This window comes from Stenotrophomonas sp. YJH_SMC_80 (genome assembly GCF_059372495.1).
This window is the reverse complement of record NZ_JCAFVP010000021.1, coordinates 1-22145: the sequence shown is the minus strand read 5'-3', so window position 1 is coordinate 22145 and position 22145 is coordinate 1. Positions and strand designations below refer to the sequence as shown.

At 62.8% G+C, this 22145-nt stretch carries 21 protein-coding genes and 2 pseudogenes; 14 read left to right on the top strand and 9 right to left on the bottom strand.

Annotated features, from left to right (window positions below; genetic code table 11):
• The first annotated feature begins 4 nt into the window (after positions 1–4).
• From cyoB to AC5P99_RS20125, 4 genes are read left to right on the top strand one after another with little or no spacing between them, the layout of a single operon-like run.
• A complete protein-coding gene (gene cyoB, locus AC5P99_RS20140) occupies positions 5–1981 on the top strand; it encodes a cytochrome o ubiquinol oxidase subunit I (RefSeq protein WP_495213496.1) in 1977 nt (658 codons plus the stop codon).
• Complete coding sequence (gene cyoC, locus AC5P99_RS20135; protein WP_012481498.1) at positions 1978–2613, top strand: cytochrome o ubiquinol oxidase subunit III; 636 nt, start codon at positions 1978–1980, stop codon at positions 2611–2613. Before cyoB ends, cyoC begins: the two co-directional genes overlap by 4 nt.
• A gap of 1 nt (position 2614) precedes the next feature.
• Positions 2615–2947: a cytochrome o ubiquinol oxidase subunit IV gene (gene cyoD, locus AC5P99_RS20130; protein ID WP_005411473.1), complete on the top strand. Its 333-nt coding sequence runs from the start codon at positions 2615–2617 to the stop codon at positions 2945–2947.
• Between the two features lie 11 nt (positions 2948–2958).
• Complete coding sequence (locus tag AC5P99_RS20125; protein WP_111687794.1) at positions 2959–3639, top strand: SCO family protein; 681 nt, start codon at positions 2959–2961, stop codon at positions 3637–3639.
• Between the two features lie 108 nt (positions 3640–3747).
• Here AC5P99_RS20125 and AC5P99_RS20120 read toward each other — a convergent pair whose 3' ends face one another.
• Together AC5P99_RS20120 and AC5P99_RS20115 are read right to left on the bottom strand one after the other, a co-directional pair.
• Entirely contained in the window at positions 3748–4326 is a 579-nt protein-coding gene (locus tag AC5P99_RS20120) for a DNA breaking-rejoining protein (RefSeq protein WP_088431824.1), read from the bottom strand.
• Positions 4326–6092 carry a S8 family serine peptidase gene (locus AC5P99_RS20115; protein WP_005411470.1) on the bottom strand — a complete coding sequence of 589 codons (1767 nt, stop codon included), beginning with the start codon at positions 6090–6092 and terminating at the stop codon, positions 4326–4328. Before AC5P99_RS20115 ends, AC5P99_RS20120 begins: the two co-directional genes overlap by 1 nt.
• Positions 6093–6341: 249 nt before the next feature.
• Here AC5P99_RS20115 and AC5P99_RS20110 point away from each other — a divergent pair, with 249 nt between their 5' ends.
• The 3 genes from AC5P99_RS20110 (at position 6342) to AC5P99_RS20100 (ending at position 8604) form a co-directional block, all read left to right on the top strand.
• Positions 6342–6752 carry a hypothetical protein gene (locus AC5P99_RS20110; protein ID WP_495213495.1) on the top strand — a complete coding sequence of 137 codons (411 nt, stop codon included), beginning with the start codon at positions 6342–6344 and terminating at the stop codon, positions 6750–6752.
• Between the two features lie 108 nt (positions 6753–6860).
• Positions 6861–7301: a DUF2231 domain-containing protein gene (locus tag AC5P99_RS20105; protein WP_495213494.1), complete on the top strand. Its 441-nt coding sequence runs from the start codon at positions 6861–6863 to the stop codon at positions 7299–7301.
• Positions 7294–8604, top strand: coding sequence for a PQQ-dependent sugar dehydrogenase (locus tag AC5P99_RS20100; RefSeq protein ID WP_495213493.1), 1311 nt, complete (start codon positions 7294–7296; stop codon positions 8602–8604). The genes AC5P99_RS20105 and AC5P99_RS20100 overlap by 8 nt, the downstream gene beginning before the upstream one ends.
• A 147-nt stretch (positions 8605–8751) precedes the next feature.
• On the opposite strand, the gene AC5P99_RS20095 is transcribed toward AC5P99_RS20100, so the two are convergent.
• Positions 8752–9402 (bottom strand): exopolysaccharide biosynthesis protein, encoded by a 651-nt coding sequence (locus AC5P99_RS20095; RefSeq protein ID WP_495213492.1) that lies wholly within the window; start codon positions 9400–9402, stop codon positions 8752–8754.
• 149 nt (positions 9403–9551) lie between these two features.
• Here AC5P99_RS20095 and yidA point away from each other — a divergent pair, with 149 nt between their 5' ends.
• Positions 9552–10385 (top strand): sugar-phosphatase, encoded by an 834-nt coding sequence (gene yidA / locus AC5P99_RS20090; RefSeq protein WP_495213491.1) that lies wholly within the window; start codon positions 9552–9554, stop codon positions 10383–10385.
• Positions 10386–10400: 15 nt separating this feature from the next.
• Here the strand turns inward: yidA and AC5P99_RS20085 are convergent, their stop codons facing one another.
• The gene (locus AC5P99_RS20085; protein ID WP_133050235.1) at positions 10401–10934 is read right to left on the bottom strand and encodes a hypothetical protein; all 534 of its coding nucleotides are present in this window, start codon (positions 10932–10934) and stop codon (positions 10401–10403) included.
• A 300-nt stretch (positions 10935–11234) separates the two neighbouring features.
• Between AC5P99_RS20085 and AC5P99_RS20080 the strand changes: the two genes are divergently transcribed.
• The gene (locus AC5P99_RS20080; protein ID WP_088431818.1) at positions 11235–13553 is read left to right on the top strand and encodes a TonB-dependent receptor; all 2319 of its coding nucleotides are present in this window, start codon (positions 11235–11237) and stop codon (positions 13551–13553) included.
• A 121-nt stretch (positions 13554–13674) separates the two neighbouring features.
• Positions 13675–14061 carry a hypothetical protein gene (locus AC5P99_RS20075; protein WP_049396582.1) on the top strand — a complete coding sequence of 129 codons (387 nt, stop codon included), beginning with the start codon at positions 13675–13677 and terminating at the stop codon, positions 14059–14061.
• A 195-nt stretch (positions 14062–14256) separates the two neighbouring features.
• On the opposite strand, the pseudogene AC5P99_RS20070 reads toward AC5P99_RS20075, so the two are convergent.
• Positions 14257–14766: pseudogene (locus tag AC5P99_RS20070) on the bottom strand (magnesium chelatase subunit ChlI family protein); the annotation flags it as partial.
• Between the two features lie 2 nt (positions 14767–14768).
• Here AC5P99_RS20070 and AC5P99_RS20065 point away from each other — a divergent pair.
• Together AC5P99_RS20065 and AC5P99_RS20060 are read left to right on the top strand one after the other, a co-directional pair.
• A complete protein-coding gene (locus AC5P99_RS20065) occupies positions 14769–15110 on the top strand; it encodes an ATP-binding cassette domain-containing protein (protein WP_495213490.1) in 342 nt (113 codons plus the stop codon).
• Entirely contained in the window at positions 15103–16293 is a 1191-nt protein-coding gene (locus AC5P99_RS20060) for a beta-barrel domain-containing protein (protein WP_005414746.1), read from the top strand. Before AC5P99_RS20065 ends, AC5P99_RS20060 begins: the two co-directional genes overlap by 8 nt.
• 184 nt (positions 16294–16477) lie before the next feature.
• On the opposite strand, the gene AC5P99_RS20055 is transcribed toward AC5P99_RS20060, so the two are convergent.
• Positions 16478–17251 (bottom strand): hypothetical protein, encoded by a 774-nt coding sequence (locus tag AC5P99_RS20055; protein ID WP_155647121.1) that lies wholly within the window; start codon positions 17249–17251, stop codon positions 16478–16480.
• A 359-nt stretch (positions 17252–17610) separates the two neighbouring features.
• Between AC5P99_RS20055 and AC5P99_RS20050 the strand changes: the two genes are divergently transcribed.
• Positions 17611–17898 carry a hypothetical protein gene (locus AC5P99_RS20050; RefSeq protein ID WP_050557885.1) on the top strand — a complete coding sequence of 96 codons (288 nt, stop codon included), beginning with the start codon at positions 17611–17613 and terminating at the stop codon, positions 17896–17898.
• Between the two features lie 832 nt (positions 17899–18730).
• A complete protein-coding gene (locus AC5P99_RS20045; RefSeq protein WP_495213489.1) occupies positions 18731–19882 on the top strand; it encodes a DUF3800 domain-containing protein in 1152 nt (383 codons plus the stop codon).
• Positions 19883–20167: 285 nt separating this feature from the next.
• Here the strand turns inward: AC5P99_RS20045 and AC5P99_RS20040 are convergent, their stop codons facing one another.
• The 3 genes and pseudogenes from AC5P99_RS20040 to AC5P99_RS20030 all read right to left on the bottom strand — a co-directional run.
• Positions 20168–20494, bottom strand: coding sequence for a hypothetical protein (locus AC5P99_RS20040; RefSeq protein WP_149501081.1), 327 nt, complete (start codon positions 20492–20494; stop codon positions 20168–20170).
• A gap of 8 nt (positions 20495–20502) precedes the next feature.
• Positions 20503–21372, bottom strand: a complete 870-nt coding sequence (locus AC5P99_RS20035; RefSeq protein WP_495213488.1) for a hypothetical protein — start codon at positions 21370–21372, stop codon at positions 20503–20505.
• A 639-nt stretch (positions 21373–22011) separates the two neighbouring features.
• Positions 22012–22145, bottom strand: a pseudogene (locus AC5P99_RS20030) (IS3 family transposase); the annotation flags it as partial.

Here is a 22145-nt window from a genome sequence, read left to right as displayed (position 1 = left end):
GAACATGTTGGGTAGATTGACGTGGGAGGCCGTGCCACTGCACGAGCCGATCGTCGTGGTCACATTGGCGGCCATGGTGCTGGGCGGCCTCGCGCTGCTCGGCGCGGTGACGTACTTCAAGCTGTGGGGTCCGCTCTGGCGTGACTGGTTCACCACCGTGGACCACAAGAAGATCGGCATCATGTACGTGGTGGTGGCGCTGGTCATGCTGGTGCGTGGCTTTGCCGATGCGCTGATGATGCGCGCGCAGCTGGCGGCGGCCGGGCCGGGCAGTGACGGCTTCCTGCCACCGGAGCACTACGACCAGATCTTCACCGCGCACGGCGTGATCATGATCTTCTTCGTGGCCACCCCGTTCGTGGTCGGCCTGATGAACATCATCGTGCCGCTGCAGATCGGTGCGCGCGACATGGCGTTCCCGTTCCTCAACGCCTTCAGCTTCTGGATCTTCGTGGTCGGCGCTGCTCTGATGATGATCTCGCTGGGCGTTGGCGAATTCGCCATGACCGGTTGGGTCGCCTATCCGCCGCTGTCGGGCATCGAGTTCAGTCCAGGGGTCGGTGTCGACTACTACATCTGGGCGTTGCAGGCTTCGGGCATCGGCACATTGCTGACCGGCGTCAACCTGTTCATCACCATCCTGCGCATGCGTGCGCCGGGCATGACCCTGATGAAGATGCCGGTGTTCACCTGGACCGTGCTGGTCACCAGCGTGATCATCATCGCCGCCTTCCCGATCCTGACCGTGGCGCTGGGTGCGCTCACCCTGGACCGCTACCTGGACTTCAACTTCTACACCAACACATTGGGTGGCAACCCGATGATGTACGTGAACCTGGTGTGGGCCTGGGGCCATCCGGAGGTGTACATCCTGGTGCTGCCGGCGTTCGGCATCTTCTCCGAAGTGACCGCCACGTTCGCGCGCAAGAAGCTGTTCGGCTACAAGTCGATGGTCGGTGCCACGCTGGCGATCGGCATCCTGTCGTTCATCGTCTGGCTGCACCACTTCTTCACCATGGGCTCCGGTGCCAGCGTCAATGCCTTCTTCGGCATCATGACGATGATCATCGCCATCCCCACCGGCGTGAAGATCTTCACCTGGCTGTTCACCATGTACGGCGGCCGCGTCGAGTTCAGCGTGCCGATGCTGTGGACCATCGCCTTCCTGGTCACCTTCACCATCGGTGGCATGACCGGCGTGCTGCTGGCCATTCCGGGCGCGGACTTCCTGCTGCACAACAGCCTGTTCCTGGTCGCGCACTTCCACAACACCATCATCGGCGGCGCGCTGTTCGGCTACCTGGCCGGCTTCGCCTACTGGTTCCCGAAGGTGTTCGGCTTCACCCTCAACGAGCGCCTGGGCAAGTGGTCGTTCGCCTGCTGGGTGATCGGCTTCTACCTGGCCTTCATGCCGCTGTACATGCTGGGTTTCATGGGCATGACCCGCCGCATGAACCAGTACGACAACCCGGCGTGGATGCCGTACCTGATCGCCGCCTTCATCGGCGCGCTGTTCGTGTTCGCGGGCATCATCCTGATGCTGGTGCAGATCTACGTGAGCGTGCGCGATCGCAAGCGCAACCTGGACCTGACCGGCGACCCGTGGAACGCACGCACGCTGGAATGGGCTACGCCGTCGCCGCCGCCGTTCTACAACTTCGCCGTGGTGCCCAAGGCCGATGAGCTGGACGCTTTCCACGAAGCGAAGAAGCGCGGCCTGCCGCCGCCGCCGAAGAAGTACGCACCGATCCACATGCCGAAGAACACCGGCGTGCCGCTGATCCTCAACATCTGGATCCTGGTGCTGTGCTTCGCCCTGGTCTGGCACATCTGGTGGATGGCCGCGGCCAGCTTCATCGCGATGATCGTCACCCTGATCGTCCGGTCCTACGACGAGGACGTGGACTACTACGTCAGTTCCGAAGAGGTGGCGCGCACCGAAGCGGCCAACCTTGCCAAGCTGAAGGAGGTACGCGCATGAACCTGTTGACCCGCCCCGAACTGGCCAGCGACACGCAGGCGCGCGAGGACCACCACGAGCACGACCACGGCCACGAACAGGGCGGCATGAAGGTGTTCGGCATGTGGGTCTACCTCATGTCCGACCTGGTGCTGTTCGGTTCGCTGTTCGCCTCGTACGCGGTGCTCAGCACCGCCTACGCCGGCGGCCCCACCGGCAAGGAGCTGTTCTCGCTGCCGTTCGTGATGGCCGAGACCTTCCTGCTGCTGGTCTCCAGCATCACCTACGGCCAGGCCGTACTGGCGATGCATCGCCACGACACCTCGGCGGTGCTGCGCTGGCTGGGCGTGACCTTCGTGCTCGGTGCCTCGTTCATCGGCATGGAGATCTACGAGTTCTCGCACCTGATCCACGAAGGCGCAGGCCCCAGCACCAGTGCCTACCTGTCGGCGTTCTTCGCGCTGGTCGCCACCCACGGCCTGCACGTGGCCAGCGGCCTGATCTGGATGGCGGTGGTCATGCACCAGGTCTACCGCCGTGGCCTGACCCCGACCAACATCACCCGTGTGTCGTGCCTGAGCCTGTTCTGGCACTTCCTGGACCTGGTGTGGATCTGCGTCTTCACCTTCGTCTATCTGATTGGAGCCTTCTGACATGGCCCACGTCGAAACTTCGCGCGCCGGCAATGCGCACGGCTCCACCAAGTCCTACCTGATCGGCTTCGTGCTGTGCGCGCTGCTGACCGTGGTGCCGTTCGCACTGGTGATGAACCCCGTGCTGTCGCGGCCGCTCACGCTGTTCCTGCTGGTTGGCTTCGCGGTGGCGCAGATCCTGGTGCAGCTGGTCTATTTCCTGCACATGGACCGCAAGTCCGAAGGTGGCTGGAACCTGGCCAGCTTCGTGTTCACCCTGGTGATCCTGTTCATCATCGTCGCGTTGTCGGTCTGGATCATCTGGAGCATGCACTACCACATGATGATCAACTGAGCCTGCGAACCGTGAAAGGCATTGCGTTCCCCCAACGTGGCCTGCGGCTGGCCGCAGGCCTGCTGCTCGGCCTGCTGGCCGGCTGCAGTGCGCAGTCGCGCATGGACTTCTACTCCAAGGACATCGCCTGCGAAGAGCTCGGCCAGCAGTGGTCGATGCCCGACAGCCACGGCACCGTGCGCGGCCCGAAGGACCTGCAGGGGCAGGTGACCTATCTGTTCTTCGGTTTCACCAGTTGCCCGGACGTGTGCCCGACCACCATGGTCGAGCTGAGCCAGGTCAAGCACCTGATGGGCAAGGATGCCGACCAGCTGCAGGTGGTGTTCGTCAGCGTTGACCCGGCCCGCGACACCCCGGAGGTTGCGCGGACCTACGTGGAAGCGTTCGACCCCAAGGCAATCGCACTGGTCGGCAACGAAGCGCAGCTGGCGGCGATGGCCAGCGACTTCAAGGCGTTCTACGAAAAGGAACCCGGCCAGGTACCGGATACCTACACGATGAGCCACATTGCCGGTGGCTACGTGTTCGACCGCCAGGGTCGACTGCGCCTGTTCGCGCCCTATGGCATGCCGGTGGACAAGCTGTTTTCCGACGTGCAGCGCCTGCTGCTGGAGCCCGCTCATCCCGCCGCCGGCAACGACGCACTGGCCAGCTGCAGCCGCAAGCACAGCGACACACTCGCCGCCCGCTGACGCCACCTCTACCGCGGTGGGTGCCGACCGTTGGTCGGCACGCCCCCCCCCACACCAATCCCCCGGCCGGCCAGGAGAGCCAACCGGCCGGGGGCACCACTCAACGCCTTACTTGGTCTCTTCCCACTGCACCACGTCCGGCTCGGTGGCGCGGATACCGGCGGTGGACAGCAGCCTGGTGGTCGCATCCAGTGCCGCGTTCACCGACGGATACTCCACGATGGCCTGGCCCGAAGCTTTCGACACCTTCACCACGGTGCCGCCGGTGGCCGTAGCCGCGCGCTGGGCCGATGCCGCATCGGTGAAGAACACCTTGACCCGCGAGGTCGCCACCACCGGCGCTCCGTCGCGGGAGACCGCCGCCGCGAACTTGCCGGCACCGGCATCAGCAGGCGCGGCCGCTGCGCCATCCAGCGAACGCTTAGTACGCGCGCTGGTGGTCGCCGCCGCCTGCGGGGTGATCGTGAACTGGCCGCCGCTGGCCTGCTTCACGGTGGTCGAGGGAGACAGCTGGAAGCGCGTGCCGCCCACATCGAACGAGCGGCCGGTAGCGGACGCCTTCAGTTCCTGCGCATCCACGGTCGACAGGGTCCTGGCTGGAGGGGTCTGCCCCGAGCTCTGTGCCCAGGCAGGGGAGGTCATCGCCGCGAAGGCGAGCGTGCTCAACAGAATGGTGGTCTTCATCATCAGTGCCCCAGAACGCGGATCTTGAAGAATTCGAGGTTGCCGCGCGAAGCTGCGGTCGCGGCCTGCCCCATGTCGGTCACTTCCAGCGTCCAGGTGCCGCTGGCATTTTCATCCAGGAAGGCATTGCTGGACAGCAGGTCCCAGCTGGTGAAGTTGCTCTGCGCGCCACCCGTGCCCGAACCGATCGCGGTGAACGCCGGTTGCACCACGCTGCGGGTGCCGCTGGGCGACACCAGCACGAACTGCAGCTGGCGCGTGTTGCGGTGGTTGACCCGGAAGCCCAGCTGCACGCTTTCGATGTTGCGCGCGCCGTTGGCCAACTGGAAGGTCAGGCGTGCGGCGGCAGCCGAGGTGTTGCCGATGGCCACGGTACGCGTGGTGTTGCGCCAGCCGCTGTCGACCAGCGCACCGAGCGACTGGAAGTTCTCGGCGACCTGCACTGCACGTGCAGCGTTGACTACGCCGAAGCCATACCAGTTGCTGTAGGCACGGCCGGCAGCATTCACCGTCCAGCCCGGCACCAGCGTGCGCCCGTCGGCCAGTGTCACCGCCGGCTGGTTCGGGTGGTTGCGGGTGGCGGTGGTGGCCAGGATGTACTTCACATCGCGATAGGACAGGTTCGGATTGGCTTCCAGCACCAGTGCGGCCACGCCCGACACCATCGGTGCCGACGCGGACGTGCCGTTCATCTTGGCGGTGTAGTTGCAGGTGCTGTCGATGGCCGACAGGTTGCTGTCCAGCGTGTTCTGGCGGTTGGTGTTCTTGTTGCTGCCCTGCGCGCACCCGGTCACGTCGGTGGTGACGATGGCCGGGTCGTAGGCGCGTGCCACCAGGCCCGGGGCGTACTGCGCCTGCAGGCCGTACTCGCCGCCAAAGGCCGACACCCACAGCGCCGAGCCGGTGGAGGAATACGACGAGCGCACGCCATCGGCGCGCACCGCGCCTACGGTGATGACGTTGAACAGGTTGTTGCGCGGGTCGCGGCCAGCCGGCACGCAGCCGGTGTTGCGGTTCTTGGTGTCGGTGGTGCAGACATCCTGGGTCTGGCTGATCGAGGCATTGTTGAAGTTGTTGCCGGCCGACTTCACGTAGATGCCGCCGCGGCCACCGCGCGTCCCCGACAGCGCCTGCTCGTACGAACGAATCGTGTTCTCGCTGTACGCCAACGGCAGGTTCGGATTGCCCGGGCCGGCGCCCCAGCTGTTGTTGAACACCTGCACGTCGGCAGACTCCGCGCCGTCCCACCAGGCGTACTCGATGTTGCTCTGCTGGTTGCCCAGGGCTGAGCGCGAAATCGGGTTGAAGCCTTTCAGCGTCGCCGCCGGGGCCACACCGCGCACGCCCAGGTTGTTGGCGCCCACCGCACCGGCGATGCCACCGACCATGGTGCCGTGGTTGTCGACATCCGGGTTGGTCGGGGTGGGGTTGTTCGAGCCATTGGTGAAGTTCTTGCCGGCCACCGCGGCCACGTTGGCCGCCAGGTCCGGATGCGCGATCTGCAGGCCATCGTCGACGATGGCGATGGTGACGCCCTGGCCACGGATGCCATTGCGGAACAGGCCATCCACGTTCAGATCGTTGCCGGCCACCGGCAGTGTGTCGGCCGGGACCGTCTGACCGGTGTTGAGCAGGTGCCACTGGATACCCGCCAGCGGATCAGCCTGTTGGGCCTGGGCGGTGGCGGCCAGGCTGCCCAGCACCAGGGCAGTGGCGAGGGCCAGGCGCGCAGAGCGCGGTGGCGCGGAGCGTTGCGTGTGTCGCTTCATACACGAATCCTTCTGTTGTGAATCGGCATGGCAGGACGGCGGGGCGGAACTGCCCCATCGCAACGAGCCAAACGCGACACAACGAACAACCCCCTACCTCTTCACACAAACAATCTGCGAATGTGCCAATTGCGTCACAAACGCTTAGTACGTCAGGTTATGACAGGGCATTCGAATGCCTTCACGCCATCTTCGCGCGTCTGCTTCGAGGGCCGGAAACGTGGTAATCACATGCAGATGAAGACACGCATGAAGAATGGACGCCAGCGTGCACGTGCGCGCGCAGACCAGACCCCGCTCTCGGTTGCCGCCATCCGCAAGGTGGTGCTGTCCGTGCATACGCGCAGCCACGACTATGGCGACGATGCCGATATCGTCGAGTTGCTGCCCGAGCTGGCCGCATTCGGCATCACCACGGTGAAACCGCTGCGGCTGTTGATGAAGAGGCACCGACGCGCGCTGCTGCAGGAGGAACGGATCGTCATGCGCCGCGCAGAGACGCTGCATCTGCGCACCGAGTGGCGGCTCGGTGGCATAGACGTGCATGCCAACACCAGCCGCTACGCCATCGGCGGCCTGGTCCGCACCAGCATGGAACACGAATTCGGCTTCGAGACGATGCTGCCCTTCCACGAGGTGCGCGAGGACGAATCCGCGTAGCGGGGTGCCTGCGCGGTGGGTGTGGCAGCCCCGCCGGGTATCATCGCGCGCCCTCACATCGCGCTGTGTTACTACAGCCCGTGCACCCTTCCGCATCGGAGCACGATGATGGTCAACCCTCTGGCCCAGGCCCATCGCGGCTTCGGCACCACGCTGTTCAGCCTGTTGAACCCGATACCCTTCGGCTTCTTCGTCGGTGCACTGATCTTCGACGCGATCTACCTCAGCAGCGCCGAGGTGATGTGGGGAAAGGCCGCCGCCTGGCTGATCACCTTCGGCCTGCTGATCGCCATCCTTCCGCGCCTGATCAACCTGTTCGCGGTCTGGCGCCGCAACGGCACGGCCACCCGTATCGACCGCATCGACTTCTTCCTCAACCTGGTCGCGGTGGTGCTGGCCATCTGGAACGCCTTCGTGCACAGCCGCGATGCGTATGCCGTTGCAGTGCCGGGCACGATCCTGTCGGCGCTGACCGTGGCCCTGATCGCCTTGGGCCTGATCCTGCTGTCACTGCAGCCGCCGGTGCTGCAGGGAGGTCGTCATGGCTAAGCACATCCTGCCCACCGTCGCCGCCTTGGCATTGGCCGCCGCCCTGTCGGCCTGCGCCGGCAAGGCCGAGTACCATCCGGCCGACCAGTCGGGCCCGCAGCCGCCGCTGCCCAAGCCGGCCAACTTCCTGATGCCGCCGATGCAGGTGCCCAAGGGCGTTGGCTGGGCTGATGGACAGACCCCCACGGTGGCCGAGGGCCTGAAGATCGAGCGCATCGCCGCCAACCTGCAGCATCCGCGGCGGCTGCTGACCCTGCCCAACGGCGATGTACTGGTGGTGGAAGGCAACGGCCCCGGCGAAGAACCGGTCACCACGCCCAAGCAGTGGATCGCCGGCAAGGTGAAGGCGCGCTCGGGCAAGGCCGGCAAGGGCGGCAACCGGGTCACCCTGCTGCGCCGCACGCCGGGGACGAACACCTGGGTCCAGCATGTCTACATCGAAGGCCTGCATTCGCCGTTCGGCATCCAGCTGATCGGCGACACGCTGTACGTGGCCAACACCGGCAACATCATGCAGTACCACTACGTGCCCGGCGAAACCCGCATGTCCGACAAGGGCCGCGAGTTCACCGACCTGCCCAGCACCATCAACCACCACTGGACCAAGGAACTGCTGGCCAGCCGCGATGGCCGCAAGCTGTACGTTGGCGTGGGCTCCAACAGCAACATCACCGAAAATGGTCTGGCCGTCGAGTACCGCCGCGCAGTGGTGCTGGAAGTGGACGTAGCCACCCGTGGCAGCCGTATCTTTGCGTCGGGCATCCGCAACCCGACCGGCCTGGACTGGGAGCCGAGCACTGGCACGTTGTGGGCGGTGGCGAACGAACGCGACGAGATCGGTGCCGACCTGGTGCCGGACTACCTCACTTCGGTGAAGGAGGATGGCTTCTACGGCTGGCCCTACAGCTACTACGGCCAGCACGTGGACGAGCGCGTGCAGCCGCAGCGGCCGGACCTGGTGGCCAAGGCGATCACACCGGACTACGCCATCGGCTCGCACGTGGCACCGCTGGGCCTGTTGTTCTACACCGGCCAGGCATTGCCGGCGCAGTACCACGGCGGCGCCTTCATCGGCGAGCACGGCAGCTGGGACCGCTCGCCACTGAGCGGCTACGAAGTGGTCTACGTACCGTTCAAGGACGGCAAGCCGACCGGGCGGCCGCAGACCGTGGTCAGCGGCTTCGCCTCGAAGGACGAGAAGAAGCTGATGGGTGCGCCGGTGGGCATGGCGATGGACGCCGAAGGCGCGCTGCTGGTGGCCGACGACGTGGGCGACGTGGTGTGGCGGGTGTCGGCCAAGTAGCTGTGTAGCGTCGAGCCATGGCCGAAGAACATCCGGTAGAGTCGACTGTCAGTCGACTCGAGCGCGCAGCGCGTGCTTCCCCGGTAAGCAGCGAAGGGCAGTCGACACTACCCTGTCGACTCCGCCCTGCCGGTTCTGCCACCGGGTTCAGCGTGCCCGGAACCCGCTGAACACCGACTCGGCAGCAAACCCCACGCCACCCAGCAGCACGCCGAAATACACCACCGTGGCCACCACGAAACCATAACCGGCGGCCACCGCCGCACCATCGCGCTGGATGAAGCCAATCGCAAACGACATCAGTGCCAACGCCGGCAGCGTATTGCTGAAGGGAATCGGCCCAGCCGGGGCCATCAGCAGCAGGGTCGCGAACACCAGCATCAGGTTGTTCAGGCGCATCATCTTCTTCGAGCGCACCATCACCGCCAGCCGCATCGGCCGCGACAACCGCTCCATGCGGTGCACCCACTTCAGCGCACGGCCGAGGTTGGCCTTCAGCTTGTCGGTGGCGATCTCGCGGCGCGCCAGTTTCTGCGGTACCCACAGCGGGCGGTTGCGCACCCGGCTCAGGCCGATCAGCAGGATCGAGGCGCCAAACACGGTACTCAGCCCCGGAATCGACACCGGGATGATGAAGATGGCCGAGAGCAGGATCACGATCAGCAACAGGCCTTCATCGCCCAGCGCACTGAGCAGGGTGCCGACACGCACCTGGTCGCCGGGCAGCTCGTCGATCATCTGCTCGATCTGCTGGGCCAGGGGCGCGCTGTCGTCGGTTTCGGGGGCATGATAGGTCATGCGTCGCAAGGTTCTCCAGGGAAGGGCGGTCAACGGGCCGTCCTGCGGTGGGGGACGCACAGGCTCCTGAAGTATCCCGGCCAATGTGGGCAAAGAGGTGAACCGGGCATGAGGGGGTAAACTGGCGTGCCCCGCACGAGTTGAACGCAATGGACATGGGCCGCAGGCAATCGACCATCGAACTGGTCGCCATCGACATGGATGGCACCCTGCTGGACCCGTCGCACCAGCTCACCGCCCGCGCCAGGAAGGCCATCGCGCAGGCGCGCGCACTGGGCGTGCACATCGTGCTGACCAGCGGCCGCCCGGTCCCCGGCCTGGCGCCGTACCTGCACGAGCTCGGCATCAACGGCAACGACGACTACTGCATCGCCTGCAATGGCGGCCTGGTGCAGCGCATCGGCACCCGCAAAACCGTGGTCGAGTATCCGCTCAGCTTCGACGATTTCCTGTTCTGCGAGCAGGTCGCCCGCGACCTGGGCGTGCACTTCCAGGCGCTGGACAGCCAGCGCATGTACACGCCCAACCAGGACATCAGCTACTACACCGTGGCCGACTCGCATCTCTCGCGGATGCCGCTGTCGTATCGCCGCGTGGAGGACATGGACCCGTCGATGTCCTTCATCAAGCTGATGATGATCGACGAGCCCGAGGTACTGGATGCCGCCATCGCGCGCCTGCCCAGCAAACTGACCGAGCGCTTCGCGGTATTGAAGAGCGCGCCGTACTTCCTGGAAGTGTTCGACCACCGCGCAGGCAAGGGCCCGAGCCTGCAGAAGCTGGCCGAGCATCTGGGCATCGACCGCGCCAACGTGATGGCCATCGGCGACCAGGAAAACGATCTGACCATGCTGCAGTACGCCGGTACCAGCGTGGCGATGGGCAATGCCATTGATGCGGTGAAGGCGGTGGCGCGGTTTGAGACCAGCAGCAATGCTGATGACGGCGTGGCGCACGCCATTGAGGCCTACGTATTGCGTTGAGGCGCCAAGCGGCGCTCAGCGCCTCAGGCCCAGCACGCAGTGCGGAGCATCGCGCTGGCTGCGGACGATGATCTCCTGCGCTCCTACGGTGAGCGAATGGTGCTGCTCGTGGTTCCGCGCGATCAATGGCGCACCATGGCTGGGTGGATAGATGAATGGCTGCAGGGTGTAACGCTTAGCCAACCGCTCCAGTGGGAAGCATGGCGTATCCACGAACGTGACGAACAGAAGGCGGATTTCATCGTCCTCGCCGCGTATAACGCGATACTCCACGTTATCGATGGCAAAGCCATCGGCGGTCAGCATCGGCTGTGACCGGTAGATGCGCGGTCCTGCATCCTTCTCAAATGAAAACGGCGCGATGATGCCCAGCTCATGCAACTGGGCCGGGCTGATCGGCGACGGCGTGGTGACGAGCGCGTCGATCAGGGCATCCAGACGCTGTGGGGAACGCACTTCAACTCTGTCGTGCGATAGCGCAGTTTCCATGCACGAAAGCAACATCATGCCAACGCTGGCTATTGCTTTCCAGGTGGTCCAGCGGGTCATCAAGGCTCCTGCCAATCTGGAATCGGGTATCTGAAGATACCGGACAGGACGATACCTGCGTATAGCCGCGCTGTACCACGGTGCAATGGCGGATGCGGCAGTGCGATGCAAGAATTCCGCACGTCGAAATCACCCCACCGAATCCCACGGCAGATGATCGTCTTCGTCTGCTGACCGGCGCGCACTACGCCGTCACTCCCTCAACGCGATCGCACCGCCAGCCAGGGCGCCGACACCGGTGCTGCAACGCGCTGGGCGTGCGCCTGCGCCGCTCTCTCCCTGCACCCTGGATCTACTGCCATGAACACCCCACCCACGACGCGCCTCGCCCTGGCCATCATTGCTGCCATCGCCGCACCTGCGTACGCCGCAGAAACGCACGATGCCGCGCACGACTCGCCCACCACGCTCAACGCCCTGCAGGTGATCGCCACGCCGCGCGGTGCGGCCGTGGCACCGACCCAGGTGGTCGGCCCCAACCGCTACATCATCAAGGCCGAAGACCTCGACGCGATGGTCACCGGCAACAACGGCCTGGCCATGCTGAAGCAGGTGCCGGGCGCGAGCTATACCGCCACCGACGGGCTGGGCCTGGATATCTCGGCCACCAGCCTGTTCGTGCGCGGCTTCCGCATGAACGAAATGGGCATCACCTTCGAAGGCGTGCCGCTGAACGACAACGGCTTCCTCTCGCTGACCGGCACCAGCGTGGTGAACGTGGGCGTGCCCGATGGCATCGGCGCGATCACGGTCAGCCCCGGTGGCGCACCGGTCAGCGTGTTCTCCAGCAGCGTCAACGGTGGCAGCCTGGAATACCGCCTGCGCGAGCTGCAGGACACGCCCAGCCTGCGCGTGAAGCAGGGCGTGGGCAGCAACAACACGCTGGTCACCACTGTATCCGGGCAGAGCGGCCAGCTCGGCGAGCATGGCCCGAAAGTGCTGGTCGACCTGCAGCGCGTGTCCGCCGACAAGTACCAGGGTGGCGGCACCCAACACTTTCTGCGCGGCGATCTGAAGTTGCAGCAGGATGTGGCCTGGGGCGATTTCACTGTGTTTCTCTCTGACAGCAAGGCCAAGGTCTGGGGCTACAACAACATCTCCTTCGACATGATCCGCAAGCTGGGCTGGAAGGCCGACATCTTCTACCCTGACTACGCTTGGGCGTACTACGTGGCCTCGCCAGAGAACGCAGACAAATCCTGCGGCGCCTATACCTGTGGTGAGCTGTCCGAACTGATTCCGTACGACACCGGCCAGACCACCCGCGACCGCGTGTCCTCGATCAACCATCGTTTCCAGATCAGTCCGGCGCTGAGCGGCAACGTGCAGTTGTACAACGCCAACAGCCACACCCAGGCCACGCTGACCGACCCGACCGTACCGTCGCCCAACGGCGCGCCATTCTCCGAACAGGTGCAGACACCGCGCCTCAACCGGCTGGGCGGCATGCTCAACCTGCAGTTCGAGGCGGGCGCGCACACCTTCACCGCCGGTTTCTGGCAGGAGAAGAGCAAGGCCGCCGCCAAGACCGAGTGGTACCAGCAGCCGCTGCTGGGCGAGGGCCCGCCGCTGAAGGCCACCGGTCCGTTTGATGTGTACGGCCCCGCGTTCAAGACCGACAACGCATCGAGTTGGGTGACCCGCTCGCGTCAGTTCTACCTGCAGGACGACATCGTGTTGAACGACACGCTGAAGCTGGGTGTCGGCTTCAAGGCCGTGGATTTCCGCACCAGTGGTGGCGGCCTCGGTGATGCCAAGGACCGGCCGGTGAACGGCACGCTGCGCGCGAAAAGCAACTTCCTGCCGCATGTCTCGCTGTTCTGGAGCCCGACCGAATCCACCGATGCCTTCATCGACCTGGCCAACACCATGAACGGCTACCGCGTGGCCCAGCGCGGCAACATCGGCTACACCGCCTCGGCATGGACCATCACCGACCAGGAAGAGTTCGACCGCGTGGCCGGCACGCTGCGCCCGGAGAAGAACTGGAACCTCACCGTAGGCGCTTCGCATCGTTTCGACCGGCTGACGATCACCGGCGACGTGTTCTACAACGACATCCGCAACCGCCTGCTGTCGGCGGCCATCGGCACCCAGTTCGCACAGATCAATACCGTGCGGCTGATGCCGAAGATGCACGTGATCGGTGCCGACCTCGGCATCACCGCCGATCTGAGCGACCACCTGCAGTTCTACCAGGGCGTGGCCGTGGCCCGTTCGTACTACGACAGTGATTTCGTGGTGGGTGACACGGTGTACCCGATCAAGGGCAACGCCCAGCCGGGTTACCCGCAGATCTCGCTGGTCAGCGACCTGTCGGCGCATTTCGGCGATTGGCGTTTCGGTGCCACCAGCACCTCGTACCTGCGCCAGCCCTTCACCTACGAGAACGACATCCGCGTGCCGACGTTCTGGCAGGTCAATACCTATGCCGCCTACCGCTTCGGTGCGGACAGCGCCGTGCCCGGCCTGGAGCTGCGGCTGGACGTGAGCAACCTGTTCAACCGCCACAACATCGGCACCGCCACCATCGCCGGCTCGTCGTTCTCGGGGGATTACCAGACCCTGCAGCGCAGCGCGCCACGGCAGCTGATGCTCAGTACCTCGATGGCGTTCTGAGGCAACGAAGGCCGGGGTCAGATCCCTTTGCACGGCAAAGGGCTCTGACCCCAAAACCCGCCCGGAAGCCCGCCTTGCGCAATCAACAGGGATTTTCCGGCAGCGACGCAAGGTTCCCACAATGTTGCTGGGTCATCCTGTTGGCATGGCTCAGTACAACCCGCGAACCCCGTTGTTCGGCATCCGGGGCCCAGGACGGCCCCGGAAGGCGCTGTCCGTGGCGCCTGTGATCGACCTGCAGGCCGAGTACCAGTTCTGGCACGTCTACGAGCGCGTGGTCCGTCCGTTGCCCGGTGGGGGGCTGCGGCTGGCCTGGCTGGTGTGCCAGAAGGTGTACCGGGACCGGTGGCAGCACCCGGAGGACAGCGACGAGGCGGCGTTGTCGCGGGTGCTGTTTGGCGGGAACATGACGGCTGACCGGGCGTCGGAGCTGGCGGAGCTGCACGCGCTGGTCAGCCGTCGGGTGGCGTTGCTGGCGAAGCGTGGGCGGGTGGATTCCGCGGCGTGATGCGCGGGGGCGGCCCCGGCGTGCCGAGCTGCCATGACCCGCTCCGGCATCATCGCACCATCCGTCGCCATGACCCGCTCCTGGTAGAGTCGACTGCTAGTCGACTGCTCTTCGCGTCGGCCCACCAGGAGACCGCGCTTCGCGCGCGAGTCGACTAACAGTCGACTCTACCAACGACCACTCGGAACGGTGTTTCTAGGGCTTTCCCCGATCCAGCTGCCGATACCCGATCGCCTCAGCCAGATGCGCTGTCTGGATCACTTCGCAACCCGCCAGATCAGCAATCGTGCGCGCCACCCGCAGAATCCGGTGCATCGCACGTGCCGAAAGCTGCAGACGCTCGATGGCCTGCTCCAACAGATCCTGATCGGCCTCGCTCAGCTTCGTGCACGCCCGCAACGCCGCTGGCGGCAGATGCGCATTGAGCGCGCCACGCGCCTGCTGCCGGGCGTGGGCGGCTTCCACCCGTGCGCGTACCGCAGCACTGGGCTCACCCAGCGGCGTGCTCTCCCGCAGCTCCACCGCGTCCATCCGCGTCACGCCGATATGCAGATCGATGCGGTCCAGCAACGGGCCAGACACCCGCGCGCGGTAGCGATTGATCCGCTCGTCGCTGCACAGGCAGCGGTTGCTGCGGTCACCGGCCCAGCCGCACGGGCAGGGATTCATCGCGGCCACCAGTTGGAACCGCGCGGGGTACTGCACGCATGGGCAATGGCAGCCTGTCCGGTGGCCAGCGCCAGGCCATCGGCCTAGCCCGGGAGATCCTGCAGGATCCGCCTGTCGTGCTGCTGGATGAGCCCACCGCCGCCTTCGACCAGCAGAGCGAGACCCATGTCATCCAGTTCCTGCAGCGTTGGCTCGGCCAGCGCACGCTGGTACTGACCACCCACAAGCGCAGCATGCTGGCCCTCGTCGAGCGTGCCGTGGTGATGCGCAACGGCAGGATCATCATGGACGGTCCATTGGAGCAGGTGGTGCAGGGCAACCAGGTGCAGGGCAACCAGGTGCAGCCGATCGCCGCGGTCGCAGGTGGGCATCATGGTTGAGCGACAGAAGCGTTCGCAGCGCCTGCGGCGTGAGCTTGCGGATCCACTGCTGGCGTCCACCCATCCCGTGTACCGGCCGCTGTTGTGGGTGTTGCTGGCAACGGTGGCCATCGCCGTGGGCTGGGCCGCGCTTGCGCAGCTGGACCAGGTGACCCGTGGCGAGGGCAGGGTGGTGCCGTACAGCCGCATGCAGAAGATCCAGAGCCTGGAAGGCGGCATCCTCGATCGCCTGCTGGTGAAGGAGGGGGATCTGGTCGAAGTGGGCCAGCCGCTGGTGCGGCTGGAGGAAACCCACTTCCGTACCAACTACGAAGAATCGGCCAACCAGTCGCAGGTGCTGCGGGCCGCAATCGCGCGGCTGGATGCCGAGGTGCTGGGCAAAGGTGCCATCGAGTTCCCGGACGACATTCCGGCCGGGAGCGCGCTGGCACGTTCGGAGCGGGAGCTGTACCAGTCGCGCCGTGCGACATTGCAGCAGAGTTCGGCAGCCATCGGCCAGCAGCTGTCGATCGCACGCGACCAGCTGCGCATCGTGCGGCCGCTGGTCGCGCGCAACGCCGTCAGCCAGATGGAAGAGTTGAAGCTGACCCAGGAAATCGCCACGTTGACCGGCAAGCTCAGCGAGCTGCGCAACACCTATTTCCAGGAAGCCTATACCGAACGCTCCAAGCTGAAGGCGGAGCTGTCCGCACTGGAGCCGATCGTGCACCAGCGGCAGGACCAGCTGCGGCGCACCGAAATCCTGTCGCCCGTGCGTGGGCGGGTCAACACGGTGCTGATCAATACCCGCGGTGGCGTGATTCCTCCCGGCGAGCCGATCATGGAGGTGATTCCGGTGGAGGAACGGCTGCTGGTGGAAGCCCGCGTCAAGCCGCGCGACGTCGCGTTCCTGGTGCCGGGCATGCCGGCCAAGGTCAAGATCACCGCCTATGACTACACCATCTACGGCGAACTCAGCGGCACTGTCGAGCAGATCAGCGCCGATACCATCGAGGAGGATACGCCGCGGGGCAAGGAATCGTTCTACCAGGTGCTGATCCGTACCGATGGTAGCCAGCTGCGGCGGCACGGGGAGGCCCTACCGATCATTCCCGGCATGGTGGCGGACGTGGACATCCTGACCGGCAAACGCAGCGTCCTGAACTACCTGCTGCGACCGTTGATCAAGGCGCGGCTGAACTGAAGCAGTGATCTTGTTGCTTTCAGTTCAAGCTGATTGCTACAACGCCTTAGCTGCCTGAGCATCTTCCCACGTCGGTAGCGGGAAGATGCGGTGGCTGAATGGGCTGCTTGAAAAGCTGAGGTGATGCGGACCGCCAATGCTATTGCCAGCCTGACATTCTGTCTCTCGGCATTCTCGATCAGGCTTATCCTGTACTGGCTGTGCCGAAGTACCTCATTCCTAGGCCCAACAACCAGATCAGGCCGCAACCACCCAGCACCAGTGCGACCAGGGCAGCAAGTGTCGATATCAGCTCTGCCAGCCAAGAGCCGTAGAGTTGTTTGTCTACCTTGGCCTTATGGCGAAAATAGCGGTTCTGGATGAGCCCAAGGATAAGCACCGGTATCAGAAAATAGCCCGAACGTACCATTCGATAGACTGGTTCCTCTAGCCATGCCCAGTTGTTGATAGCGAAGCATGCGGCATACACCAGTACCCCTAGGTAGAGCGCATTGGAGGCGGATTGGACGAGGAAGTAGTGGAGTCCGACGATAGGACGATGACGTCGAGACCGGTAATACAGGCCGATGAAGCCCTTGTACCAAGCTGCGCGACAGCATGCCATCAAGAAAACTAGCGTAGCTATCACCAAGCCCATGGGTTTGCCCATGATCGTGCTAAGCATAAGTTCGAACTGTTGCTTGGAAATCTCATTCATTTGAGATGGCTGAATTTTCTCCATCATCCGCAGAGACTTCGCGGTAAGTTCCTGCAGTGCAGAGGTCCAGAAGCCTGCCGCTGTCCATAGCAGTACGCCGGTAGCCACCAAGGATGCTACTAAGCCCTTGCGCTGGGACTTTGCGAAGCGTGCCGGTGTCGCTACCAACGGGAACAGGAGTAGCACAGTGACTGGATTGAACTTGAGCAGGCCTTCAATTCTCCGTGCTTGTCGGAAGAGCCAGCTATAAGCAATCTTCATGCAGCTCGTTGATCGTCGGACAGCGCTCAGGATCTGGGATCCAATTTGTAGCGTGACGAGAGCGCGAGCGAATCGCTTGGATCGGATTTCTGCCGTGGACATCTAGTTCTTCGCAATGGGGCGAGTTGGAGGGCGCGAAGTCTATGGTGTGAACCTCCGCGCGCGATCGACTGGGTTGGGCTACTCAGTTGCGAGATCCTCGCTAAAGTTATGGCCGGGTCTGCCGATAGGCACTTTGATTAGGTGGCATAAGCGCTATGCTGCTGACGCGGGCATCGTTCGAAAATTCCGCTGTTCTTGCGGTTTGGCGATGCAGGTGTTGGACGGCAAGGGACAAGTGGCACATAGATCAATGGCTGATGGAGTTGATCAAACAGTTCAATTCGATTCACTTCAATGGAGAGGCGATGCTTGATAGGTTGAAGCTTGAACAGGGACAGACCGTGAGGCTGGTGAGTTCTCGGGAGATCGGCTTTATGGGCGAAACCGACGTAACTGACTATGAGATCCTGGACGCCGATGGCAAGGTGGTCGGGACCGTGGAGCTTCGCGAGCACATCGCGGTAAGGGGTTTCCAGAAGACCAATACGGTTGTGCAGAGGGACGCGGATGGCAGAACGGTGGTATCCGAGAGCTGGAATCCTTAGGTGGCAGGAGCACGCTAAGGAGCGTCCTAGGCCTCTTTGATCTTCAGTGCTGTTTTCTTGAGGGTGAGATGACCTGGGCTTGCAGGCATCGCAATGAAAGGAGTCAGAAATTGTTACAAGAATCCGAGATGACTGACGAGTGTCTCAATTCAGCACTTCGGCAACGTGGGGCTGTCGTAGTTCATTTTTCTCACATCGCAAACATGGGTCGGAACGTCGTTTTTCCCAGCGATCTGCAGGAGGCGATCAAGAATAAGGACGCGTGGAGCCTTTCATGCTCAGCCCTGTGGCCGGGGCACGCTATGCAGCTCTGTGGAAGCGTGGGCGTAATATTCAAGCCAACTGTCGAATCTGTCCTATCGGTCTATGACGATGATGCCGGCTCCTCTTCAGGAGGGGATGGTAGCGATAGGTCTAGCGGCTGGCGCCTAAGTAAAGAGGCCTTGGAACGTTCTTTCTGCGTCGTGGGTGCCTACAACGAATGGCGCGTTAGGGGCGCGGAGGTCGTGGGGATCTTTGTACATGACATCCGCGATATCTGGGTTAAGAAGATGACCGATATCGCGGGGGTGGCCGGCGCACCTCGCGTTCAAGCAATAGGTGAAGTGAGCGTTACTCTGAGCGATGTATTCGATGCTTTTGGAGACATGCCTGTCTACACGATGGACTCGTCTGGCTTGATTCGTTTGGATCGCCCTCCTCAAGCTGCCTCACGAGAGTTGAAGGCTTAAGGCTCAGTAGTGGCGCCCGTATCGGCGGGGCAGGGGTATTCGGTTAGCCGGTCTGCGAAGAAGGCGATGTCCACATCGAAATACGAGAGTGGTGATTGACGATGGCTGCACTGCTGAGAGGGCGTTTCATCTATATCGACGAAAGCGGTCATACCGGAGATCTGATCACCTCTAACAAGGAGTTCAATTTCAACGGCCAGCCGCATTTCACCCTCGCAGCAGTTGGGCCCATTTTGCCGGAGTTGGCCGAGGAACTGTTAGGCGACGTGGTGCGGAAGCATCGCCTTCACCAGCAATCGGAGATCAAATCGGATGCGCTGGGTAAGAGGCCGGGTGTCGCCAGGGATCTCGCGATGGCGCTGCGTGAGAGAGGAATCCCCGTCTTTGTCGAGGCGGTGGACAAGGTGTACTACCTCATCATCTCAATCATCAACTACCACATCTTGCCGGTGACGGCGAAGACTCGATTGGACGAGACAGATCGATTTCTGAGGAATCACCTTGCGGACTACCTCTACCAGGCCATGCCTGATTCGGTACTGGGCGCGTTCATCGACGCCTGTAAGAGGGACACTTCTGAGGCAGTGCGCGTCTCCTTGGAGGCCTTGCTTTGCTGGGCTCAGGAGCCACGAGGCGACAGTAATGAGTGTCGGACGCTCGATCTAATTGCAAGAAGTGTGAGCGAAACGATCAATGACCTTGAAATGGCCATGACCAGAAGCCCTGCTGGTCACCGGCAGTTCCTTCCTCTTCCAGACGCAGATAAGCGTAGTTCCTTGTACTGGGTCCTGCCAAACTACTCATCGCTGACAAGTCTTTACGCTCGCATCAATCGGAATCTTCGTGGCCGGCTAAGCGGCGTCACTTTGGTTCATGACGATCAGGCGCAGTATGACGAGGTCCTGCGATTAGCTAAGGCGGCCATTGAGACCATCAAGGATCCTAGCGAGTACATCCGCTTGGGGGCGGATTACTCATTTGCTGAGAGGGCAGATTTATCGTTTGCGCGGTCCTGTGAATCGCCCGGATTGATGATCGCTGACGTCCTGGCCGGGCACGTTCGTCGAGTCCTTCGTGACCATATGGATGAGAGAAATATCCACGACATGGCCATGGACGCGTTCATCGAGATATGGGATGGAGAGGACGTAGATCATGGGACGGGCATACAATTCGTTCTGCCAACTGCAGCGGTTCAGCGGCTGCAATTGCGAGCGTTAGCGTATAGGCGCAGCCGAGGTCAACTGGATTGATGGTGTATTCGGCATGTCCAATTAGGCGTTGGCCCAGGACAAGGGTGTCAGAAGAGACGAGGATGCTCAGAGGGAGCGATCGACCGCACGCGGGCGCCTCCCGTCTTTGGACGCGCTATTCATAGCCTCCGAGCCAGTGGCTTGAGTTGCGGGGAAAGATCACAGGCCCGGGCTGCGTCAAAGGAAGCAGTCGCTGCGGGAGCGGTGGGGATGTACTTACACACCCTATGATGCAAGAACGGGCCCATCGGGCCCGTTCTTGATTACCGAATTGGACAGGGCGCCTCAGCCCGATACAGCAATGATTTCGCCAGCAGTCTTGTCGACGATTACTGTCTGGCGGCGCTTGGAGCCGGCATCAAAGTCGTCCTCTACCTCAATCACCGCAAAGTCTATGACATGACCCGACGTACTCTGCGAAAGGCCATCAGGTTCAGCGAAGGCCTGTTGGATGAACTGACGCGAGCTCCACTTCGCAATCATGGCTTCGGCTTTAGCAGCCTTCCGAGCCCCGGCAGACTGGGAACTCGAAATGACATCGGGATCAACGATGTGTGCATTTGGGATCTTGCTTCTAATGATGTCTTGCACAACGGGATCGATATCGCTCATGGTTCCTCCTACCATCCTAGGCCGAGCAAGCAAAATTGGTGGAAGTGCTTCATGTCCAGGATTTGCAGCCGCATCTCACCTGCGTGAGTCAGCATCTGAGTGGTCATTGCCTTTTTTGCTTCAAAGAGCGCTCTGGAGGGCGGCGAGCCGTCGCTGACACTGTCCCAGAAATTTCTGTGAATTGTGCCGCCGCCTACATCATAGGGCGGTAGTGTGGGTGAATAGTGAACACCTGTACAGCCAACGTACGCAAGTGCCCCCTGGTTCAGGCAGGCCAGGGCAATGGAATCATTAGCCGTTCTAGGGGTGATTTGGCCCCCCAAATAGCCTCTTGCGGTCTCTTGGACCGGTAAGGCCCCCCAGCAACACCCTGTGAAGACCACCGCCCCAGGGTTCAGCTGGAGGTCACTGATCTGAAGGGCCTCGATTGGCCTACTGTGGTGGGTCTCTCCCCAGAACCGGCTGGCGTCGTCGTGATGGCCGTGGAGCATGAAGTACAGGTAGTCACCCGTGGAGGGGGAGCGATCTGCAACTGAGTATGGAGAGGAGGCATGAGAGGCCCCCTGGCCCGGGATCAGTTTGAAGACCTCCTTGGCGAAAGGGCGCTTGAGGTTGTAGACGCCATGCCGCCGGCCCCGATCGGACCTAGACGCAGGGGATGCAGCCAGGGCAGCCATGAGTAGCGAGGCCGACCTCCCGTCAGGGATACGACTTACTGGCTTTTCCGGGATACCATCATCATCAACGTCACCATAGAAATTGTCGGTCCAGACAATGAAGTGATCGGGGTCTTTGCGCTTCTCTTCTTCCGGATAACCTGTAGGGTAAACATCGACTGGTATCGCGGGAATGACATCATAGCCGCCCAGGATCACCACTCCTTGTAGCTCTGGGTCGGCGTTAAAGGCTTCTCTGGCCCGGGCTGCGGCGGCATCCGGGTTCGACAGAGAGGATCCGCTGACGTCCAGAACCGTATGTCCTCTGCGGGCTATATCTGCGAGGACTTGGTCAACACATGACTTGCCAACATTACGGCTGAGCGCTGCAGAGTGCGTCAGAAAAAGGAGCGAGGGCAGCGTTCTGCCCCCGGCGAGCTGAAACGGGACCGTCGAGCCATCGACCTGCAGTGCAGGGGGGGACGGCTCAATCTTGATTTGGATCGAGATGTTCAGACCGGCAGCAGGGTTGTAAGGTATCCGGATCTCAACCGGGCCAGGCGCGCCCGTGGTCCAGGGCGCCGGAACGATGGCTGGGGTGGGGGCCGATTGTGGCGGGGGCATCGGAGAAGTAGGCAAAGATGAGGAAGCGGGGTTGATAGCGGGCGCAGAGGATCCAGCGGCTTGTGCCTCTGGCGACGAGCGGTCGTTCAGTTCGCCCCGTTCCACTCTGACATCGGTGTCGCCCGCGTCGAAGAAGAACGAAACTCGGCCATTAGTGTCCGTGCGACCTAGGACCACGTCCTGAGAGTGATCAGTAAGGGCGTCCAGGAACTTTGCACTGGGGTGATGGCGGGGGTTCTACCCCGAAATCACGGACGGTTGTAAAAGGGCTGAGAACTTCTGGTCTTGCCTGGCGACCCTTCGTCGCATCCTCGGGTTGTGGAACCGCTCGATGTATTCGAACACATCCGCCCTCGCGGCATCGAGCGTTG

What these genes read in the sequence shown, in the direction of transcription:
- AC5P99_RS20055 (WP_155647121.1), bottom strand. Translation starts at nt 17,251, where the DNA reads ATGAAGATTGCTTATAGCTGGCTCTTCCGACAAGCACGGAGAATTGAA.
- AC5P99_RS20080 (WP_088431818.1), top strand. Translation starts at nt 11,235, where the DNA reads ATGAACACCCCACCCACGACGCGCCTCGCCCTGGCCATCATTGCTGCC.
- AC5P99_RS20085 (WP_133050235.1), bottom strand. Translation starts at nt 10,934, where the DNA reads ATGACCCGCTGGACCACCTGGAAAGCAATAGCCAGCGTTGGCATGATG.
- AC5P99_RS20110 (WP_495213495.1), top strand. Translation starts at nt 6,342, where the DNA reads ATGAAGAATGGACGCCAGCGTGCACGTGCGCGCGCAGACCAGACCCCG.
- AC5P99_RS20120 (WP_088431824.1), bottom strand. Translation starts at nt 4,326, where the DNA reads ATGATGAAGACCACCATTCTGTTGAGCACGCTCGCCTTCGCGGCGATG.
- AC5P99_RS20100 (WP_495213493.1), top strand. Translation starts at nt 7,294, where the DNA reads ATGGCTAAGCACATCCTGCCCACCGTCGCCGCCTTGGCATTGGCCGCC.
- AC5P99_RS20045 (WP_495213489.1), top strand. Translation starts at nt 18,731, where the DNA reads ATGGCTGCACTGCTGAGAGGGCGTTTCATCTATATCGACGAAAGCGGT.
- AC5P99_RS20095 (WP_495213492.1), bottom strand. Translation starts at nt 9,402, where the DNA reads ATGACCTATCATGCCCCCGAAACCGACGACAGCGCGCCCCTGGCCCAG.
- yidA (WP_495213491.1), top strand. Translation starts at nt 9,552, where the DNA reads ATGGACATGGGCCGCAGGCAATCGACCATCGAACTGGTCGCCATCGAC.
- cyoC (WP_012481498.1), top strand. Translation starts at nt 1,978, where the DNA reads ATGAACCTGTTGACCCGCCCCGAACTGGCCAGCGACACGCAGGCGCGC.
- AC5P99_RS20060 (WP_005414746.1), top strand. Translation starts at nt 15,103, where the DNA reads ATGGTTGAGCGACAGAAGCGTTCGCAGCGCCTGCGGCGTGAGCTTGCG.
- AC5P99_RS20040 (WP_149501081.1), bottom strand. Translation starts at nt 20,494, where the DNA reads ATGAGCGATATCGATCCCGTTGTGCAAGACATCATTAGAAGCAAGATC.
- AC5P99_RS20050 (WP_050557885.1), top strand. Translation starts at nt 17,611, where the DNA reads ATGGAGTTGATCAAACAGTTCAATTCGATTCACTTCAATGGAGAGGCG.
- AC5P99_RS20115 (WP_005411470.1), bottom strand. Translation starts at nt 6,092, where the DNA reads ATGAAGCGACACACGCAACGCTCCGCGCCACCGCGCTCTGCGCGCCTG.
- AC5P99_RS20105 (WP_495213494.1), top strand. Translation starts at nt 6,861, where the DNA reads ATGGTCAACCCTCTGGCCCAGGCCCATCGCGGCTTCGGCACCACGCTG.
- cyoB (WP_495213496.1), top strand. Translation starts at nt 5, where the DNA reads ATGTTGGGTAGATTGACGTGGGAGGCCGTGCCACTGCACGAGCCGATC.
- cyoD (WP_005411473.1), top strand. Translation starts at nt 2,615, where the DNA reads ATGGCCCACGTCGAAACTTCGCGCGCCGGCAATGCGCACGGCTCCACC.
- AC5P99_RS20075 (WP_049396582.1), top strand. Translation starts at nt 13,675, where the DNA reads ATGTTGCTGGGTCATCCTGTTGGCATGGCTCAGTACAACCCGCGAACC.
- AC5P99_RS20065 (WP_495213490.1), top strand. Translation starts at nt 14,769, where the DNA reads ATGGGCAATGGCAGCCTGTCCGGTGGCCAGCGCCAGGCCATCGGCCTA.